The 18773-nt window shown below is 71.6% G+C and carries 18 protein-coding genes; 10 read left to right on the top strand and 8 right to left on the bottom strand.

Annotated features, from left to right (window positions below; all coding sequences use genetic code 11):
- Nucleotides 1-7 precede the first annotated feature (7 nt).
- On the top strand, nt 8-1192 hold the full coding sequence (locus HD557_RS16020) for a cytochrome P450 (protein ID WP_196874618.1): 1185 nt from the start codon (nt 8-10) through the stop codon (nt 1190-1192).
- Nucleotide 1193: 1 nt separating this feature from the next.
- Here HD557_RS16020 and HD557_RS16015 read toward each other — a convergent pair whose 3' ends face one another.
- Entirely contained in the window at nt 1194-1826 is a 633-nt protein-coding gene (locus HD557_RS16015) for a MerR family transcriptional regulator (protein ID WP_196874617.1), read from the bottom strand.
- Between the two features lie 89 nt (nt 1827-1915).
- Here HD557_RS16015 and HD557_RS16010 point away from each other — a divergent pair, with 89 nt between their 5' ends.
- Entirely contained in the window at nt 1916-2467 is a 552-nt protein-coding gene (locus tag HD557_RS16010) for a DUF4188 domain-containing protein (protein ID WP_196874616.1), read from the top strand.
- On the opposite strand, the gene HD557_RS16005 is transcribed toward HD557_RS16010, so the two are convergent.
- The 5 genes from HD557_RS16005 to HD557_RS15985 form a co-directional block, all read right to left on the bottom strand.
- Entirely contained in the window at nt 2464-4182 is a 1719-nt protein-coding gene (locus HD557_RS16005) for an MFS transporter (protein ID WP_196874615.1), read from the bottom strand. The two genes, HD557_RS16010 and HD557_RS16005, sit on opposite strands and share 4 nt — an antisense overlap.
- Nucleotides 4179-4886 (bottom strand): LppX_LprAFG lipoprotein, encoded by a 708-nt coding sequence (locus HD557_RS16000; RefSeq protein ID WP_008361761.1) that lies wholly within the window; start codon nt 4884-4886, stop codon nt 4179-4181. Before HD557_RS16000 ends, HD557_RS16005 begins: the two co-directional genes overlap by 4 nt.
- A gap of 48 nt (nt 4887-4934) precedes the next feature.
- A complete protein-coding gene (locus tag HD557_RS15995) occupies nt 4935-6023 on the bottom strand; it encodes an FUSC family protein (protein WP_196874614.1) in 1089 nt (362 codons plus the stop codon).
- Nucleotides 6024-6103: 80 nt separating this feature from the next.
- A complete protein-coding gene (locus tag HD557_RS15990; protein ID WP_196874613.1) occupies nt 6104-7294 on the bottom strand; it encodes an MFS transporter in 1191 nt (396 codons plus the stop codon).
- 121 nt (nt 7295-7415) lie between these two features.
- On the bottom strand, nt 7416-8342 hold the full coding sequence (locus HD557_RS15985; protein ID WP_196874612.1) for a LysR family transcriptional regulator: 927 nt from the start codon (nt 8340-8342) through the stop codon (nt 7416-7418).
- A 115-nt stretch (nt 8343-8457) separates the two neighbouring features.
- On the opposite strand from HD557_RS15985, the gene HD557_RS15980 reads away from it, so the two are divergent.
- Genes HD557_RS15980 through HD557_RS15955 form a run of 6 tightly spaced genes read left to right on the top strand, consistent with a single transcriptional unit; the run spans nt 8458 to nt 14496 of the window.
- Entirely contained in the window at nt 8458-9585 is a 1128-nt protein-coding gene (locus tag HD557_RS15980) for an FAD-dependent monooxygenase (protein ID WP_196874611.1), read from the top strand.
- A gap of 26 nt (nt 9586-9611) precedes the next feature.
- Complete coding sequence (locus tag HD557_RS15975) at nt 9612-10577, top strand: VOC family protein (protein ID WP_008361750.1); 966 nt, start codon at nt 9612-9614, stop codon at nt 10575-10577.
- Nucleotides 10578-10586: 9 nt separating this feature from the next.
- A complete protein-coding gene (locus HD557_RS15970) occupies nt 10587-11576 on the top strand; it encodes a fumarylacetoacetate hydrolase family protein (RefSeq protein ID WP_196874610.1) in 990 nt (329 codons plus the stop codon).
- Nucleotides 11573-12301: an SDR family NAD(P)-dependent oxidoreductase gene (locus HD557_RS15965; protein ID WP_196874609.1), complete on the top strand. Its 729-nt coding sequence runs from the start codon at nt 11573-11575 to the stop codon at nt 12299-12301. The genes HD557_RS15970 and HD557_RS15965 overlap by 4 nt, the downstream gene beginning before the upstream one ends.
- Nucleotides 12302-12328: 27 nt before the next feature.
- Nucleotides 12329-13501 carry an alpha/beta hydrolase family protein gene (locus tag HD557_RS15960; protein WP_196874608.1) on the top strand — a complete coding sequence of 391 codons (1173 nt, stop codon included), beginning with the start codon at nt 12329-12331 and terminating at the stop codon, nt 13499-13501.
- Nucleotides 13498-14496 (top strand): cyclase family protein, encoded by a 999-nt coding sequence (locus tag HD557_RS15955; RefSeq protein WP_196874607.1) that lies wholly within the window; start codon nt 13498-13500, stop codon nt 14494-14496. Before HD557_RS15960 ends, HD557_RS15955 begins: the two co-directional genes overlap by 4 nt.
- Nucleotides 14497-14635: 139 nt before the next feature.
- Here HD557_RS15955 and HD557_RS15950 read toward each other — a convergent pair whose 3' ends face one another.
- On the bottom strand, nt 14636-17098 hold the full coding sequence (locus HD557_RS15950) for a DNA gyrase/topoisomerase IV subunit A (RefSeq protein ID WP_196874606.1): 2463 nt from the start codon (nt 17096-17098) through the stop codon (nt 14636-14638).
- A gap of 176 nt (nt 17099-17274) precedes the next feature.
- Between HD557_RS15950 and HD557_RS15945 the strand changes: the two genes are divergently transcribed.
- Nucleotides 17275-17502 carry a type II toxin-antitoxin system VapB family antitoxin gene (locus tag HD557_RS15945; RefSeq protein WP_008361740.1) on the top strand — a complete coding sequence of 76 codons (228 nt, stop codon included), beginning with the start codon at nt 17275-17277 and terminating at the stop codon, nt 17500-17502.
- On the opposite strand, the gene HD557_RS15940 is transcribed toward HD557_RS15945, so the two are convergent.
- Nucleotides 17496-17798, bottom strand: a complete 303-nt coding sequence (locus tag HD557_RS15940) for an ArsR/SmtB family transcription factor (RefSeq protein WP_008361739.1) — start codon at nt 17796-17798, stop codon at nt 17496-17498. The genes HD557_RS15945 and HD557_RS15940 overlap by 7 nt on opposite strands.
- Nucleotides 17799-17869: 71 nt before the next feature.
- Between HD557_RS15940 and HD557_RS15935 the strand changes: the two genes are divergently transcribed.
- On the top strand, nt 17870-18760 hold the full coding sequence (locus HD557_RS15935; protein WP_196874605.1) for a TIGR03620 family F420-dependent LLM class oxidoreductase: 891 nt from the start codon (nt 17870-17872) through the stop codon (nt 18758-18760).
- The last annotated feature ends 13 nt before the right edge of the window (nt 18761-18773 follow it).

The following is an 18773-nucleotide window of genomic DNA, read 5'->3' as shown; positions in this document are numbered from 1 at the left end:
GATCCGGATGACCCGCGATCTCGCCACGGACCTGCTTCGCCACGGCTACCACGCGATTCCCGACGCCCGACGGCGAGCCGGCGACCCTCCGGCCTGCCCCGTCAAGCTCCTCGGGAACGACGCGCTGGTGGTGAGCGGTCCCGCCTCCGTACGTCGCTTCTACGATCCCTCGCTCATCCGGCGCACCGGTGCGGTGCCGGCCCCGCTGGCCGCTCTGCTCTTCGGCCGTGGCGCCGTCCACGGCCTCGACGGCGCCGAGCACCTGCACCGCAAGGCGCACTTCCTCGACCTGCTCGACGACGCCGACACGACCCTCCACGATCTCGTACGCCGCCACCTCCGCTCGGCCCTGGGCGAACGTCGCGGCGAGACGGTGGAGATGTTCACCCTGCTGTCGGAGGCCTACGCCCGGGCGGTCCTGGAGTGGGCCGGCATCTCGGTGCGCAACCCCGACCGGGTCGGGCGGCGCCTGGCCGCGATCGTCGACGGGTTCGGCTTCTCCGGCTCGTCCTACCCGACGGCCTGGGCGGCCCGGCTGTGGGCCAACCGCTGGGCGCGGGCTCTGATCCGCGAGGCACGCGCGGCCCGGACCCCGCCCTCGACGCCCGTGGAGGTCATCGCCGCCTGGCGGGACCCGCACGACGACCTGCTGCCGGTCCCGGTGGCCGCGGTCGAGCTGCTCAACGTGCTCCGTCCCGCCGTCGCCGTGGCCTACCTCGGCACCTTCGCCGTCCAGACCCTCGACGACGAGCCGGGGCTGCGCCCGGTGCTCGCCGAGGATCCCTCGCGGCGGCACGCCTTCACCCAGGAGGTACGCCGCGTCTTCCCGTTCGTCCCCGCGCTCGCCGGCATCGCCCGGCAGCATGCCGACTGGGACGGCGAGATCGTCTCCCCGGGACAGCGGGTCGTCCTCGACGTGCCCGGGACCAACCTGGACCCGGGATCGTGGTCCGCCCCCTACACCTTCTCGGCCGAGCGGTTCGTCGGTCGCGACGTCGACGCCTTCGAGCTCGTGCCGCAGGGCGGGGGAGACCCGGCGGAGGGTCACCGGTGTCCGGGTGAGCCTTCGACGATCGCGATGATCTCGGCCACCGTGGAGATCTTCGCCGGTGCCTCCTGGAGCGTGGTCGAGCGCGGGAGCACCTACCCGCGGATCCCTGCCCGCGAACGGCTGCAGATCCGGGTGGGCTAGGTCAGCGGCGTCCGGCGAACCGCAGGGCGCTGTGGTGCTCGTGCGCCAGCCGGCGCAGGCAGAGCAGGAACTCCCCGAGGACGACCTGGCCCAGCACCATCTGCTCCATCATGGCCTCGCGGTCCTGGGTGGCGTCGATCTGGTCGAGCTCGTAGGCGGCGATCGCGTCCACGAGAGGCAGGTAGGTCGCCGCGCCCTCGGGGTCGGTGGGAAGGCCGCTGTCGAGGATGACGCTGATGATGCCGGCGAGATGGTCTCGCTCGGGGGCGTCGGGCCTGACCTTCGTCCACCCCGCCCGCTCGACGATCTGGTCGGCGAGCTCGCGGAGGTGGGCGTCGCTCGTCTCGGGGACCGTCGTCTCCGTGCGGAGCGCGTCGCAGGCCTCGCCGAACATGTCGTGCACCGACGCGCTGCGGTCCTGGGTGGCGTCGACCAGTGCCTTGAGCGCTCCGACCGGGACGGCGCCGACGTCGCGCAGCACCCGGAGCAGGCGGAGGCGGCGTACGTGCTGGTCGTCGTAGTCGGCCAGGCGCTCGGAGAGCTTTCTGCCGGGGGAGAGGAGGCCTTCGCGCAGGTAGTACTTGATCGTCGCGACGCTCACGCCGGTCGAGTCGGCGAGCTCGGAGATCCGCATGGTTCCTCCGTTGAAAGTGGTTGACAGCCCTGCTGGATAGGAGCACTATCCTAGACTAGATACTGTCGCTATCTAGTGAGGAGACGGGCATGTCCAAGATCGCGCGGGCCTACCGAGAGGCTCCGAAGAACGTGCCGAGCGGCGTCGCGCCGGGCCACCGCGTCGCCGATGTCGGCACCGGCGAGGTCGTCGTGTTCCTGATCGGGATGCGCGTCAATCGCTGGCGCAAGGTGCGCAGCTGGTTCCCGGTGTTCGTCGCGATGCCGCGGATGCTCGCCGAGCTCGCCAAGAACCCGGATCTCGGCCTGCTCTCGGCGCGCAGCTACTGGTCGGGGAGGGTGCTGATGACGTTGCAGTACTGGCGCAGCGTCGAGGAGCTCGGCCGGTTCGCCAAGGACCCGTCGCTCACGCACGCTCCGGCCTGGGCCGCCTTCAACCGGCGCGCGGCCTCGACCGGTGACATCGGGATCTGGCACGAGACCTACCGCGTCCCGGCCGATCAGGTCGAGACGCTCTACGGCAACATGCCGACGTTCGGGCTCGGAGCCGCGCTCGGCGTGGTCGAGCGGGCCGGCGGGCGGCGCAACGCGACGCACGAGCGGATGGGCTCCACCCGTCCGGAGTACGTCGAGACGACCTAGAGCGCGGTGACGGTCTCGCTCGGCGACAGGGCCCGGGTGGGAGCGCCCCGCAGCAGCACCACCGCGAGTAGCGCGGCGATCGCGGCGCAGACCGCGGCGCCGGCGAAGACGGTGTGCTCCTGGGCGATGGCGGCGCCGATGAGCAGGTCCTGGTAGTCCTCGCACATCCCGCCGCCGGTGCACACCGAGGAGAGCGAGGGCAGGTCGGCCTGGGCGGCGTAGTAGCTGCGCAGGCCGATCGTGGTCAGCGCCGAGATGCCGACCAGCATGCCGACCATCCGGGCCACCACGGTGAAGGACGTGGTCAGGCCGTGCATCGACTGCTCGGTGGTGGCCAGGATCGCGGCGTTGACCGGCGCTAGGGCGAGACCGAAGCCGAGTCCGCCGGCGACGAGCACGACGGTCGCCGCGATCGAGCGCAGCGCGTCGGCGTCCCAGCGCGCCATGAACACGAACGCGACCGCCGCCAGCAGCATGCCGGCTCCGGCGATCACCCCGGCCGGCAGCCGTCTGGTCAGGAAGCCGCCCGCGACGGCCCCCACGGGCAGCGCGACGAGGAACTCGAGCAGCACCAGGGCCGCCTTCAGCTGGCTGTCGCCGTAGATCGTGGTGCGGGCGAAGAGCGGAACGTCGATCAGCGCGGCCACCAGCGCCGCCCCGACGAAGAACGAGACCAGCACCGAGCCCCACGCCGGCGTCCGGGCGAACGCGCCGCGCGGCACGATCGGGTCCTGTGCCCGGCGCAGGTGGAAGACGAAGCCGAGCAGCGCCAGCCCGCCGGCCACGAGATACCAGGTGCCCTGCTCGGAGAAGACCGCCATCTCGGGGTCGGCGGTCGCGAAGGCGAGGATCACCCCGGCCAGGGCGATCGAGAGCAGCAGCGCCCCGAGGAGGTCGACCTCGGCGGTGATCCGGCCGAGCACGCTGCGTACGCCGGGTCGCAGGCCCCACTTCAGCACGAAGCCGAGGGTGGCGAGGATCGTGACCAGGCCCAGCGGGGTCAGCCAGCGCGTCGACCCCGCCGCGGGCACGTAGAGCGCGCCCCAGGTCAGGTCCTGGACGAGGGCGGCGGGCTCGACCGCCAGCAGCACGAACGCGACGCCGGCGAGGAGCAGGAACAGGAGCGCGATCAGGTCCGGTCGGGTGGACCGGGCGAGCGCCGGGTCCGAGCGGCCCAGGCGCTGGATCGCGACCGCCAGGACGACGCCGACGACGAGGTTGAGCAGGAAGATCGCGCGCCAGTCGGCGACCGCGAGCACGACCGCCCCGATCAGCGGCCCGAGCACGGAGCCGAGCTCCTGGACCGCCGAGACCAGGCCGAGCGGAACGCCGCGACGCTCGGCGGGGTAGAGCGCCGCGACCAGGGCGAGGGTCGCCGGGACCAGCGCGCCACCGCCCAGCCCCTGGAAGAACCGGCCGACCACCATCGCCGCGAGGTCCCACGACAGCGCGGTCAGGAACGAGCCGAAGGCGAAGACCACCAGCCCGCCGACGAGTACCGGCAGGTGGCCGAGGAGGTCGGCGAGGCGTCCGATGAGCGGCAGCACCGCCACGTACCCCAGCAGGAAGCCCGAGATCAGCGGCGCGGCCCGCTGGAGCTCCTCGATCGAGAGCCCGACGCCCGCCATCATGTCCGGCAGCGCCAGCACGACGACGTAGGTGTCCGCGGCGGCGAAAGCCACCGCGACCGCGGCGAGCCAGAGGATCACCCTCACGGCTTGGCGATCTCCTTCTCGACGTCGTACTCGGTGATGTCGATCGTGTAGGAGTACGCCGCCTCGCCCTCACCGCTGAAGTGGCCCTTGATCGTGGCCTCGGTGAGCTCGTCGGAGTCGTTGATGATGTAGGTGACGTCGAAGTCGCCCGCCGCGCCGGCCAGGATCTTCTGGACCGCCGTGTCCGGCAGGGTGCCGGTGTAGGTCGAGAGGATCTCGTCGTTGTCGGCGCCGCCGCGCACCGACTTGCCGATCTTCACGTCCTCGGTCGCGGAGAGCAGCGAGGAGATGCCGGTCTCGGGCGCGATCAGCGCCGCCGGGTCGGGCACGCCGTAGTCGGCCGGGTCGAGCTCCTGGAACGTCGTCGTGAACGGCAGCTTCGCGTAGACGACGCCGTCGACCGAGACCACGTCGACCTGCGCCTCGGCGCCCATCACCGGCACGGTCAGCTTGCCCTCGAACGCGGGCTTGCGGGTCAGCGTCCCCGTCGCCGCCTTGAGCGTCGTGATGCCCTCGGGCAGGTCGTCGGAGGCGAGCGAGAAGTTGATCCCGCTCGTCTCGTCGAGATGGCTCTTCGCGGCCGCGAGCACCTGCTTCGGCGTACGGCCCTGGGCCGGGTCCTCGTCGCCGCAGGAGGTCATCACGAGAAGCGCGGCCAGAAGGGCGACGAGCGCGAAGGTGAGGCGTGGCAGGCTCAGTGGCATGCCGCTCAGAATGCCACGTCCCGCAACCCCCACGGTGCCCAGGTGGCCTCATCGGTGGACCGGACGCGGAGTCTCGATGCACCGCCGGATGGTGGTGACGATGCCGCCGGCGGTGAACAGCTCGTCATCCGGGGATTCGCTCACGCGTACCTCGTGGATCTGGTCGACGAGGGCGGCCAGCGCGACCTGTGCGTCCGCCTTGGCCTCCGGGTCGGCGGTGCGCCCGTCGCCCGACTCCACCAGGCCCGCGAGCGCGAGCAGCGCCCGCGCCGTGGGAGGACGCAGCTCCGGGCCCAGCCCGACCTGATCGTTGCCCTCCCGTTCCTCCTCTTCCAGGAGCTGGGTGAGCTCCTCGACCAGGAGGCACACCCGCTCGAGGCTCGCCGCCTGCTCGAGCTGCCTGTCCAGGCGGTACCGGTGGCGTTCCCGACGCCTGTTCGCGCGGGAGGCGTCGAGGACGAGCTGTCTCGCGGCGCGCATGCTCTGCAGGGCCGGCTCCGGCTGCGCCAGGAAGTCGCTCCACTGGGTCTCCGTCGGTGGCGTGTCTCGTTGGAGGGCATGTGCCAGCCGTCGGAGCTGGACGAGCACCTCGCGACGTACGTCGCTGATCGCTCGCTCCGCGGGTGCGAGAGGCAGCTGCGGGAAGAGCATCGTCATCGCGACTCCGATCGCGGCCCCGATCAGGGTGAGGCCGCCGAAGGCGCTCACGAACGCCACCGGGTCCTCCGTCCCGATGATCAGCACGAACAAGGCGGCCGTCGGGACCCAGTAGCCGGAGTCGTCGAGCCAGCCCGTGGATCCGGCGATCGTTCCCGCCGCGATCACTAGCGCCACGGTCGCGGGGCTGGGCGAGAGCACCGCCCCGATGGCCAGGGCGATCGCCGAGCCCAGCCAGATGCTGACCATGCTCTGGACGGACGTGCGCACCGAGCCCAGCACGGTCGTGGACATCGCCACCACGGCGCCCAGGGGTGCGTAGTAGGGGAACTCGCCCGCCGGGCCGGGAAAGACCGCACCCACCCAGAATGCGATGGCACCTGCGACCGCCGTCGTCAGCGCCTGACCCCACGGAAGCCGGCGGACACGCGCACGGAAGCGGGCCCATCGTTCCGTGGCGGGTGTGGCGGCAGGTGTCATGGCATGCTCCCTCGCTCGGCGACGGAGGGATCCGGTACCCGGTATTCCGGTTCTTGACCTCCTCGGAGTTCACTCGGAGCTCAGGCGGCGACGGGCACGCCGCGGGTGAGGACGCGACGGGTGAGGAGGGCGAGGACGACGGCGACGGCTCCGACGAGGACGACGGCGGCACCGAGGCCGCCGAGAGCACCGGTGAAGACGACGACGAGCAGCGGGCAGACGAACTCGCCGAGGAACAGGGCGGCGGTCCACAGGCCGGTGCCGCGGCCGCGCTGCTCGAAGCTGAGCCCGGACTGCGCCCAGACGAGCAGCGTGGGCAGCATCAGGCCGGTGCCGGCCGAGGCGACGACCGCGCCGAGCACGATGACCGGCACCACCGAGGTGGCACCGAGCACCACCAGACCGGCTCCGGCCAGCAGGAAGGCCAGCGGGAGCAGGAACGCGGTGCCGCGGGCCGAGATCCGGCCGAAGGCGTACGCACCACCGGCCGTCGCGAGCGAGGCGAGCGCGGTGAACGCGCCGATGGTGGGGACGGCGGTGATCCCGGCCGCGTCGAGGACGTAGGGCAGCTCCACGATGGGGGTGTAGAAGACGACGCCCCCGACGACGGTGACCGCGCACGGCAGCGCGAGGGCACGGGCGGGCAACGGTGGGAGGGGCGTGCGCTCGCCGGTGCGGGCCGTCTCGCCGGCGGGCTGCCAGATGAGTGCGGCGGCGAGCACGAGGAAGACCAGGCTGGAGGCGTAGAGCCAGAACGGCGTGCGCCAGTCCTGGGCGCCGAGCGCACCGCCGAGGGCGAAGAACGCGGTCGCCGACAGCGACGCGAACACGGTCTGCATCCCGAGCCAGCGGTCGCGCTCGGTGCCGGAGAAGTAGTCGGAGATGAGCGTCGTGCAGCAGGTCATGATCGCCGCCTCGGCGACGCCGACCCCGGCGCGGCTGAGCACGATCGCGGCGAGCCCGTCCAGCCACAGCGGCGCGGTGCCGAAGACGGCGTAGACCACCAGGCCGGTCAGCAGCAGCCGCTTGCGACCGAACCGGTCCACGATGCGGCCCGCGAACGGCGCCAGCAGCGCGATCATCAGCGCCGGGACGGTGAGCGAGAGCGGCACCAGTGCGGTCGCCGCGCCGCTGTCACCGAAGTGGTCCTGCATCCGCGGCAGGACGGGAGCGAGCAGCACGGCGCCGAGGACGGGCAGGCAGCTCATGAACATCAGCAGGAAGCCCTGAGGGCGTCCGGCTCGCCGGGACGGCATGGTGGTGTCGGGCATGGGGTCTCCCACGGTCGGCCGAGATGATGTGACAGCAGTCACAGAATCGTGGGAGATGCGGAAGGTATTGCGGAAGCCAAACCTGCTTCTGTCGGGTATCAGCCCCGTCGATGGTTCGGGGTCAGTCCGGCCGGCCCAGCTGCGCCGCGGCACGGGCCATCATCCGGCGCAGCCAGCCGTGTCCCGGGTCGGCGCGGTGGGCGGGGTGCCACCAGAACGCCTCCTTGAGCGGGAGGACGTCCCAGGGGCAGTCGAGGGTGCGTACGCCGGCGGCCCCGGCGAGCCGGGCGGCGAGCTGTTGCTGCAGCAGGGCGACCCGCGGGGTCCCGGCGACCAGGAACGGGACCGGCAGGAAGCTCTCGGTCACCACGTGGACGTCGGGATCGACCCCGATCATGCTGAGCTGGCGTACGGCGGGGGTGAAGGCGGTCGGGGCGTGGTGGGTGACCACCCACGGCATCTCGGCGAGCTGCTCCATGGTGATCTCGTCGCCGACGGCGTCGTTGTCGGCCGAGACGACCAGCACCCAGCCGTCGGTGTGGAGCTCGACCGCGGGCACGTCGTGGACGAAGCCGTGGGGGAGCACCATCCCATCGACGTGCCGCAGCGACTCCGGCGCCTGGTCGACGTCGGCGTGGGTCTGCAGCTGGAACCGCAGGCGTACGCCGGGGGCCTCCTGGGCCACCTCGGTGGCGAGGTGGTCGCCGAGGACGGTCGCGGAGTAGTCCGAGGCGACGACGGTGAACTCGCGGGTCGAGGTCGCCGGGTCGAAGCCGGGCTCGGCCTCGAAGACCCGACGTACGCCGACGAGCGCTGTCGTGGTGGTGCCGCGCAGCTGGGTGGCCAGCGGGGTGAGGTCGTAGCGGTTGCCGGTGCGGACGAGGAGCTCGTCGCCGAAGTGCCGCCGCAGGCGCCGCAGCGCGGCCGAGACCGCCGGCTGGCTCAGCCCGAGCCGCTCCGCCGCCCGGGTCACGTTGCGCTCCTCGAGCAGCGCGTCCAGCGACAGCAGGAGGTTGAGATCGAGGTTGCGGAGCGGATCGGCGGCCATGCTCCGACTATAAACACCATGGATAGGCGGGATAGAAGATCTGCCCTTCCTGAATAGTTCTGCGGGAGCGAGAGTGGTGCTCGTCACTCCACCCCCGCACCTCCAGGGAGATCTCATGCCCGCCATCAGCTCGGTTCTCGTCATCGGCGCCGGAACCGCCGGGACGGCGACCGCGATCCTGCTCGCCGAACGCGGCGTCTCGGTCGACCTCGTCGACGCCAAGCCGGATCTCGCCGCCCTCGGGTCGGGGATCACCCTGCAGGGCAACGCCCTGCGGGTGCTGCGCGACCTGGGCGTGTGGGAGCAGGTGCGGACGGAGGGCTTCGGCTACGACACCCTCGGGCTGCGTGCGCCCGACCCGGCCGGGACCCTGCTGGTCGAGCTCGAGGACCACCGCACCGGCGGGCCGGACCTGCCGGCGACGGTGGGGATGTACCGCCCCGCGCTGGCCCGGATTCTGGTGGAGCGGGCCGCCGCGGCCGGCGCCAAGGTGCGCTTCGGGGTCACGCCGTCGAGCCTCGAGCAGGACGAGGCGGGCGTCGACGTCGCCTTCGCGGACGGCTCGCACGGGCGCTACGACCTCGTCGTCGGCGCCGACGGGCTGCGGTCGTGGACGCGTCGGGCGATCGGGATCGAGGTCGAGCCCGAGCCGGTCGGCATGGGGATCTGGCGCGCCTTCACCCGGCGGCCGGCCGAGGTCACCCGCACCGACCTCTTCTACGGCGGACCGTCCTACATCGCCGGCTACTGCCCGACCTCTCCGGACTCCCTCTACGCCTACATCGTCGAGCCGGCCCAGGACCGGGCCGACCTCTCGCCGGCGGAGGGCCTGGCGGTGATGCGCGAGCTGGCCGAGGCGTACCACGGGCCGTGGGACGAGATCCGGGCGTCGCTGACCGACGCCGAGCGGGTGAACCACACCCACTTCGAGAGCCACGTCGTCGACGGCCCGTGGAACCGCGGCCGGGTCGTGATCATCGGCGACGCCGCCCACAGCTGCCCGCCGACCATGGCCCAGGGCGCGGCCCAGGCGCTCGAGGACGCCGCGGTGCTCGCCGAGCTCCTCACCGGTCTCGACGATCTGGACGCCGTCTGGCCCGCGTTCACCGAGCGCCGGCTACCGCGTGCGAAGGCCGTCGTCGAGGCCTCGCTCCAGCTCTGCACCTGGCTGAAGGCGCACGAGCGCGGTGACGTACCCGGGCTGATGGCCCGCGTCGCCACCCTCGTCACCCAGCCCGCCTGACCCACCCATCTCACGAGGAGAACACCGTGACCGACCCCGTCATCGAGACCCCGCCCGCCGAGCGGCTGATCACCCACCTGCGCCACGTCGACCTGGCCGTGCCCGACTACGAGCGGCAGCTGGAGTTCTACACGAACACCTGGAAGCTCACGGCCGAGACCACCGACTCCGGCCTGGCGTTCCTGGCCGCGGAGGGCTCGCCCGAGCACTACTCCGTGCGCCTGCGCCGCGCCGACGACAAGCGGCTGGACCTGATCGCCTTCGGCGCGGCCAGTCCCGCCGACGTGGACGCGATGGCCGAGCGGCTCGGCCGCGCCGGGGTGACCCTCGTCAGCGAGCCCGGCCCGGTGCTGACCCCGGGTGGCGGCTACGGCTTCCGCTTCTTCGACAACGACGGACGTACGGTCGAGGTCTCCTGCGATGTTGCCGTGCGTCAACATCGGAAGATCGAGGAGGGAGAGTCCGTCCCGGTCAAGCTCTCCCACGTCGTCATCAATTCGCCGAACCCGGAGCAGACCGTGGCGTTCTACCAGCGCCACCTCGGCTTCGCGCTCTCCGACACCCTGATGCATCCGCGGCTGGGGTCGATGATGTGGTTCCTGCGTACGAACACGTTCCACCACAGTCTCGCGGTCGCCCGCGGGCCGCACGTCGCGCTGCACCACGCCTCCTTCGAGATGCGCGGCCTGGACGAGTACATGCGCGGCACCGGGCGGCTGCTGCGCGCCGGCGTGGAGAAGATCTGGGGGCCAGGCCGGCACCTGGCCGGCAACAACACCTTCAGCTACTTCTTGGACCCGCACGGCAACACGATCGAGTACACCACCGAGCTCGAGGAGCTCGCCGAGGACACCTGGCATCCGCACCTCTACGACTTCAGCGACCCCGAGGTCACCGACCAGTGGGGCACCGCCAACCCGATGAACGAGCTGATCGCCGGCAAGTCCTTCAACGACCCGGACAAGGGCGTCTTCGTCGCCCCGCCGGTCTGAGGAGAGCCGATGAAGCTTGCCACCTTCCTCGACCCGGACCTGCGGGCGCCGCGCGTCGGGCTGGTCACCGGCGACGGCCTGCACCCGTTCGCCGTCCGGCACACCATGCGCTCGCTGATCGAGGCCGGGCGCGACGCGCTCGAGCGTGCCGCCGATCATGCCCGGGCGGCGCGTCCGTTCGACCTCGCCGAGGTCGAGCTGCTGGCGCCGCTCGAGCCCGCCTCGGTCCGTGACTTCGTGGCCTTCGAGGAGCATGTCGAGGGCGTACGCCGCTCCGTCGACGGCGCGGTCGGCGTCCCCGACGCCTGGTACGACGCCCCTGCCTTCTACTTCACCAACCCCCACGCGATCCTCGGACCGGATGCCGAGGTCCCCTTTCCTGCAGCCTGCGAGGCCCGGGACTTCGAGCTGGAGGTCGCGGTGATCATCGGCGCCGAGGGCCGGTCGGTCGCGCCCGAGGAGGCCGGGGCGTACGTCTTCGGCTACACGATCCTCAACGACTGGTCGGCGCGCGACCTGCAGGGTCGCGAGATGCAGGTCGGTCTCGGGCCGGCGAAGGGCAAGGACTTCGCGACCACCCTCGGGCCGTGGATCGTGACCGCCGACGAGCTCGAGCCGCACCGCGACGAGGACGGCTTCCTCGACCTGCTGTGCACCGTCTCGGTCAACGGCACCGAGGTCGGCCGCGACCGCCTCTCGAACATCGGCTGGACCTTCGAGACGATGATCGCGTACGCCTCCCGCGACTCCCGCGTGGTCGCCGGCGACGTCCTCGGCTCGGGCACCGTCGGCAACGGCGGGTGCCTGGCCGAGCTCTGGGGCCGTCGTGGCGCGCAGGAGCCGAAGCCGCTGCAGCCCGGTGACGTGGTCACCCTCGAGGTCGAGGGGATCGGTACCCTCACCAACACCGTCGCGGTCGCCCCGCCCGCCCCCGAGCTGCCGCCGGTGCGCCGTCGCGACGGTGCGTCTCGGGCGGCCGCCCGGGAGGTGCCCCGATGAGCCCGCTGGCCGGACGTACGGTCGTGGTCACCGGAGCGGCCTCGGGGATCGGCGCGGCGGTCGTGGCCGCGGTGACCGCCGCGGGCGGGACGGCGGTGAGCGTCGACCGCGAGGTCGCGCCCGGCGTACGGACCCTCGATGTCCGCGACGAGGACGCCTGGGCCGAGCTGGCGGACGAGCTCGCCGGGTCGACGCATGGACCGGTCCACGGGCTGGTGAGCTGTGCCGGCGTGACCCGGCGCGCCCGCGTCGGTGCCGCGAGCGTGGCCGACATGCGCGACGCCCACGACGTCAACGTGCTCGGGCCGCTGCTCGGGATCCAGGCGCTCGCGCCGCTGATGCCCGCCGGCGGGTCGATCGTCACCATCGGGTCGCTCGCCGCGCTGCAGGGGCACTACCCGGTGGCCTACACCACCAGCAAGTGGGCCGTTCGCGGGCTCACGCACACCGCTGCGCTCGAGCTGGGGGAGCGCGGGATCCGCGTCAACGCCGTGCATCCCGGCTTCATCGAGACCGCCATGACCGCCTCCGCGCCTGACGCGTTCCGCGAGGCCTCGGTCGCCGCGACCCCGCTCGGCCGCGTCGGCACACCCGAGGAGGTCGCGTCGGTCGTGGTCTTCCTGCTCGGTGACGGGGCGGCGTACGTCACCGGTGCCGAGATCCCCGTCGACGGCGGGGTCGCCTCGCACGCCGGCGCCAAGGCCGTCTCCGACGCGCTGCGCTGAGATCCATCACAACCAAGAGGACAAGAGATGTTCGAGTACTTTCCCGGCAACTACGTCTGGAACCTGGGCGTGGTCGCCACGCTCAACTCCGGCGGGCTGATCGACGAGGTCGACCGGGCCTGCCGGCCGCTGCGGGAGCTGGCCGCGCAGGGCTCCGACGTGGGCACCGCCGAGTTCATGGCCGCCTGGCGCCGCGTCGCCGACCAGCTCGAGGAGCAGGCCGGTGAGGCCGAGAAGGCCGGCCACCGGCGTACGGCGGGGCAGAAGCTCTTCCGTGCCTCGGTCTACGTCTCCCAGGCCGAGCGGATGCAGAGCGCGAAGGACCCGGGCCGCAACGCCGAGTACCAGCGCAGCGTCGACCTGCTCGTCCGCTCCTTCGAGCTGCTCGACCAGCCGACGGTGAAGGTCGCCGTCCCGTACGTCGAGGACGGCCGTGAGACCAGCCTGCCCGCCTACTTCCACCCGGCGAACGCCGACGGCCGCCCGGCGCCCGTCATGATCGTGTGGAACGGGCTCGACTCGACCAAGGAGATGATGGTCGGCTCCGGCGTCCACACCGAGCTGGCCGCGCGTGGCATCTCGACGCTCATGGTCGACTGCGGCGGCGCCGGGGAGGCGCTGCGCCTGGACGGTCTGACCGCGCGCGTCGACACCGAGGCCTGGGCCGCGGCCTGCGTCGACTGGCTCGAGACGCGCTCGGACGTACGTGCCGACCGGATCGGGCTCGTGGGCTGGTCGCTCGGTGGCTACTACGCGCCTCGCGCCGCTGCGTACGAGAAGCGGCTGGCGCTGTGCGTGGCCTGGGGTGCCAACCACGACTGGGGCGCGGTGCAGAAGCGCCGCCTCGACCGGGAGGGCGAGAACCCGGTGCCGCACTACTGGGACCACGTGCTGTGGGTGTGGGGGCAGCCGGACATCGACACGTTCATCCGGTTCGCCGAGGACGTCAACCTCGACGGAGTGGTCGAGCAGATCACGGTGCCGTTCCTGATCGCCCACGGTGAGAACGACCGGCAGATCCCGCTCTCCTACGCCCATCGCTCCTACGACCAGGCGACGCGCAGCCCCAAGCGTGAGCTGAGGATCTTCACGCCCGAGGAGGGCGCCACCGAGCACATCGGCCTGGACCACCTCCCGCACGTCACCGGCTTCATCGCCGACTGGGTCGCGGACACCTTCGCCGAGCTGGACGCGTCGTGACCGTCCTGGACCGCACCGATCCCGAGGGCGAGATCGCGAAGACGGTCGCCCGGGTCTCCAACTGGGGACGCTGGGGCGAGGACGACGTCCGCGGGACGATGAACTTCCTCACCGACGCGAAGCGGGTCGAGGCCGCGGGGCTGGTGCGGACCGGCCGGTCCCACTCGCTCTCGCTGCCCTTCGACATGGACGGGCCGCAGAACGGCTGGCGGCGGCGTACGAACCCGGTGCACACCATGCTCGACACCGGCACTGACGCGGTTACCGGCGTCCAGGGCTTCCCGCACGGCATCGGCGGTGCCGACGACGTCATCGCGATGCCGCTGCAGTGCTCGACCCAGTGGGACGGGCTGGGCCACATCTTCGACCACGGGCGTGCCTGGAACGGCCGCCCGGCGGAGACGGTCGTGACCTCGCTCGGCGACGGTGTCACCGGGATCGAGACGGTCGCCGAGGTGGTCTGCGGCCGCGGGGTGCTGCTCGACGTCGGTCGCGCGGTCGGCACCGAGCTCGGCACGGACGGTGAGCTCCCCGACGGCTTCGCGATCACCGAGGAGCACCTGGAGCGCACGATCGCCGCACAGGGCCCGACCTCGGCCGTGGGCCGCGGCGACATCGTCGTCGTACGCACCGGGCAGCTCGCCCGCGCCCGCCGCGGCGTCGCCGCCGGCGAGGGCTGGGGCGGCTACGCCGGGGGACCGGCGCCCGGCCTGTCCTTCACCACCGCCGACTGGCTCCACCGCACCGAGATCGCCGCGATCGCCACCGACACCTGGGGCTTCGAGGTGCGGCCCAACGAGTTCGACGACGCCTTCCAGCCGCTGCACCAGGTCGCGATCCCGCACCTCGGGCTCTTCCTGGGTGAGATGTGGGACCTCGACGGCCTCGCGGTCGCGTGCGCGGAGGACGGCCGCTACGAGTTCCTGCTCACCGCGGCGCCGCTGCGGGTCACCGGGGCCGTCGGCGCCCCGGTGAACCCGATCGCGCTGCGCTGACCGGCAACGCTGGTCGAGCCGCGAGGCCGCCTGCGGCCGAGCGTGTCGAGACCAACACAGTCCCCTCGGCGCTCGATGGGGACTGTGTTGGTCTCGACACGCCTCCGCCTAGCGGCTCCGGCGGCTCGACCAGCGGGGGCTATCGGTAGGCGACCGGGCCGGCCACGGCGTCGATCGGCTGCTCGAGCGGGACTCCGGAGCCGTCGCGGCGGGGGTCGATCTCGGGCAGGTCGATGGGCGCACCGGAAGCCGCGGCGGCCATCGCAGGAGCGGCGCCGACCCACGCGAAGACGAGGGTGTCCTCGCCCTTGAGATACCGGTGCGCGCGTACGCCGCCGGTGGCCCGGCCCTTGGCCGGGAACTCGCTGAACGGCGTGGTCTTCACGCTGCCGGTCTCCGTCCCGGGCAGAGCCGAGGACGACCCGGCGACGGTCACGACCGCGGCGCCCTCCGGAGCGTCGGGCGCGACGACCCCGAAGAAGACGACGCGAGAGCCGTGGGCCATCCGGACGCCGGCCATGCCGCCGGCGCTGCGGCCCTGCGGCCGCACCGCGTCGGCCGGGAAGTGGAGCAGCTGGGCGTCGGAGGTGACGAAGACCAGCGACTCGGTGCCGGTGCGCAGCTGGGCCGCGCCGACCACCTCGTCGCCGTCGGCGAGCTTGATGACCTCCCACTCGTCCTTGTTGAGCAGCACCTCGGGGTTGACCCGCTTGACCACACCGAGGCGGGTGCCGAGCGCGATGCCCGGCCCGTCGGTGGCCAGCGTGGTGAGCGCCAGCGCGCGCTCGTCGGACTCCAGCGAGAGCAGCGCGGACAGCGGCAGACCACCGGACAGGTTGGGGTCACCGTGGGTCGGCGGCATCGCCGGCAGGTCGAGCACCCCGAGACGTACGAGACGGCCGCGGGAGGTGAGCACGCCGATCTGGCCGCGCGCGGTCGCCGGGACCACCGAGACGATCACGTCGTGGTTGGCGCGCGCCGAGCCGGTGGTGAAGGGCTCGGCGTCGGAGGAGCGGGCCAGCAGCCCGGTCGAGGAGAGCATCGCGAAGCACGGGTCGTCGGCGACCTCGAGGCTCATCGCCTCCAGCGCCGGGGTCCCGGCCGAGGCGAGCAGCACGGTGCGGCGTGGCGTACCGAACGTCTTGGCGACCTCACCCAGCTCGTCGGAGACGACCTTGCGGAGCATCTCGTCGTCGCCGAGGATCGAGTCGAGGTATTCGATGGTGGCCTGCAGCTCGTCGCGCTCCTTCTCCAGCTCGATCTTGGAGAACTTCGTGAGCCGGCGCAGGGCCATGTCGAGGATGTACTCCGCCTGCGGCTGGCTCAGGTCGAAGACCGACATCAATCGGTCCTTCGCCTCACCGGCGTTCTCCGAGGCGCGGATCAGCTGGATGACCTCGTCGATGTCGAGGATCGCGATCAGGAGGCCGTCGACCAGGTGGAGCCGGTCGGCGGCCTTGTCGCGGCGGAACTGCGAACGCCGGCGGACGACGTCGTAGCGGTGGCCCAGGAAGACCTCGAGCAGCTCCTTGAGGCCGAGGGTGCGCGGCTGGCCGTCGACGAGCGCGACGTTGTTGATGCCGAAGGAGTCCTCGAGCGGGGTCATCTTGTAGAGCTGCTCGAGGACGGCCTCGGGCACGAAGCCGTTCTTGACCTCGATCACCAGGCGGGTGCCGTGCTGGCGGTCGGTGAGGTCCTTGAGGTCGGCGATGCCCTGGATCTTCTTGGACTGCACCAGCGTCTTGACCCGCTCGATGATCTTCTCGGTGCCGATGTTGAACGGCAGCTCGGTGATCACGATGCCCTTGCGGCGCCCGAACGTCTCGATCCGCGTCGTGGCGCGGATCTTGAAGGAGCCGCGGCCGGTCTCGTACGCATCCCGGATCCCGTCCAGGCCGACGATGGTGCCGCCGGTGGGGAGGTCGGGACCGGGGATGAACTTCATCAACGTGTCGAGCTCGGCGCCCGGGTGCTTGATCAGGTGGCGGGCGGCGGCGATGACCTCGACCAGGTTGTGCGGGGCCATGTTGGTGGCCATGCCGACCGCGATGCCGGTGGCACCGTTGACCAGCAGGTTGGGGATCGCGGCGGGGAGCACGCTCGGCTCCATCTCCCGCGAGTCGTAGTTGGGGCGGAAGTCGACCGTGTCTTCCTTGATGTCGTCGGTCATCGCCAGCGCGGCCGGGCCCATCCGGGCCTCGGTGTAACGCATCGCCGCAGCCGGGTCGTCGCCGCCGGGGGAGCCGAAGTTGCCGTGCCCGTCGATCATCGGCAGCCGCATCGCCCACGGCTGCGCCATCCGCACGAGGGCGTCGTAGATCGCGCCGTCGCCGTGCGGGTGCAGCTTGCCCATCACCTCACCGACGATGCGGGCACACTTCACGTGACCGCGGTCGGGGCGCACTCCCATGTCGTTCATCGTGAACAGGATCCGGCGCTGCACGGGCTTGAGGCCGTCGCGGGCGTCGGGCAGCGCCCGGGAGTAGATGACGGAGTAGGAGTACTCCAGGAACGAGGAGCGCATCTCCTCCCCGATGTCGGTGTCGAGGATGTGCTCCTCGAAGTCGTCGGGGAGATCCTGGGTGGTCTTGCCGCGTGCCATAAGGGGCATTGTCTCGAATCCCTGTGCGAACGCGACACCGGGCTCGCCGACTGTGCCGATTTAGGCTCCGATCCGAGGCACGCAGCCCTTTCGTACGCCGCACATCCGCGTACATTGGCTGTGTAGGTCAAACCGTCCAGGAGTCACCGGTTCAACGCACATGGAGGTGCTTGAAGATGGCTGTCACCCAGATCGAGCTCGACACCGAGCTGCTCGCGGAGGTCCAGCGGATCTCCGGCGCGGCCACGCCCCAGGAGGCGGTGGAGTTCGCCGTGCGCGAGCTCGTCCTCCGCAACCACGAGGGCGACGCCCCCAAGCACGCCCAGAAGCTGGCGCGGAACTGGGACTACGACGGCTGGCGGGTGCTCAACGAGCGCGACCGCGCCAACGTCGTGCGTCACTGATCGAGCACCAGGTCGAGCAGCCCGGGGAACCGGCGGTCGAACTCGTCGCGCAGCAGGCGGTTCATCCGCCGGTTGCCCTCGTCGCGCTGCTCGAGAAGACCTGCCTCGACGAGGGACCTGAAGTGATGGGTCAGCGTCGACTTCCCGACGGGGAGGTCGAACTGACCGCACGCGATCGTCCACGGATCGGCCGCGGCCAGCTGCCGCAGGATCGAGCGTCGTACGGGGTCGCCGACCGCGTCGAGAGCACGCTGGAGCTCTGCGTCGGCCGCCGGGGGCCGGGAATCGGTTGACATGTTCGATCTCCGTCGTACAAGGTTGGGATGTTCGATCACCGTCGAACATAGTCGATCGGAGGGAGTTCTGCATGCCCGACCAGCAGAAGGTGGACGAGCTCAAGAAGCGGCTGACGTCCTACGGGGTGTGGACCGGTGCGCGGCAGTGGACAGACCTCGGCCGGGCGCGTGAGGTCGCGGCCGAGGTGGAGAGCCTGGGCTACGGCGCGATCTGGGTCGGGTCCTCCTCGATGCCGTTCGCGGTGCACGAGGCCCTGCTCGCCGGCAGCACCGACCTGCTCGTCGTCACCGGGATCGTGAGCATCTGGGAGAACCCCGCGACCGCGGTGGCGGCCCGCTATGCAGAGCTCGACGCGACGTACGGTGGTCGGTTCGTGCTCGGTCTCGGCAACAGCCATGCTCAGCAGGTCGGCGAGCAGACGTACGTCAAGCCGTACAGCCGAACCGTCGCGTATCTCGACGAGCTCGACGCTGCGGGCACGGTCCCGGAGGAGGGCCGACTGCTGGCTGCCCTCCGCCCGCGCATGCTCGGTCTCGCCGGCAACCGCACGGCCGGCGCGCATCCCTACCTGATGCCGCCGGCGCACACCGCGCACGCACGCGCCGTGCTCGGAGCGGGGCCCTTGCTGGCTGCCGAGCAGAAGGTCGTCCTCGAGACGGACCCGGCACGCGCTCGCGCTGTCGCGCGGCAGCGGCTGTCGATGTACCTCGGTCTGCCCAACTACACCGGTGCGTTGCGGGACTACGGCCTCGTGCCGGAAGACTTCGAGGGCGAGGGGAGCGACCGATGGGTGGACCTGGGCGCCGCCTGGGGCGATGAGGACGCCGTGCGGGCTCGTCTGCATGCCCACCGCGACGCCGGAGCGGACCATGTCCTGGTCCAGGTGCTCACCGAGCGTGGCCCTTCCGAGCTGCCGCTGCCCGAGTGGCGGCGGCTTGCGAGCGCTCTCGAGCTCTCGTGATGATTTCGCACGG

The organism is Nocardioides luteus (assembly GCF_015752315.1).
In the GTDB taxonomy this organism is placed as follows: domain Bacteria; phylum Actinomycetota; class Actinomycetes; order Propionibacteriales; family Nocardioidaceae; genus Nocardioides.
Note: the sequence above shows the minus strand (reverse complement) of the source record. Positions and strands in the feature narration are given on the sequence as shown.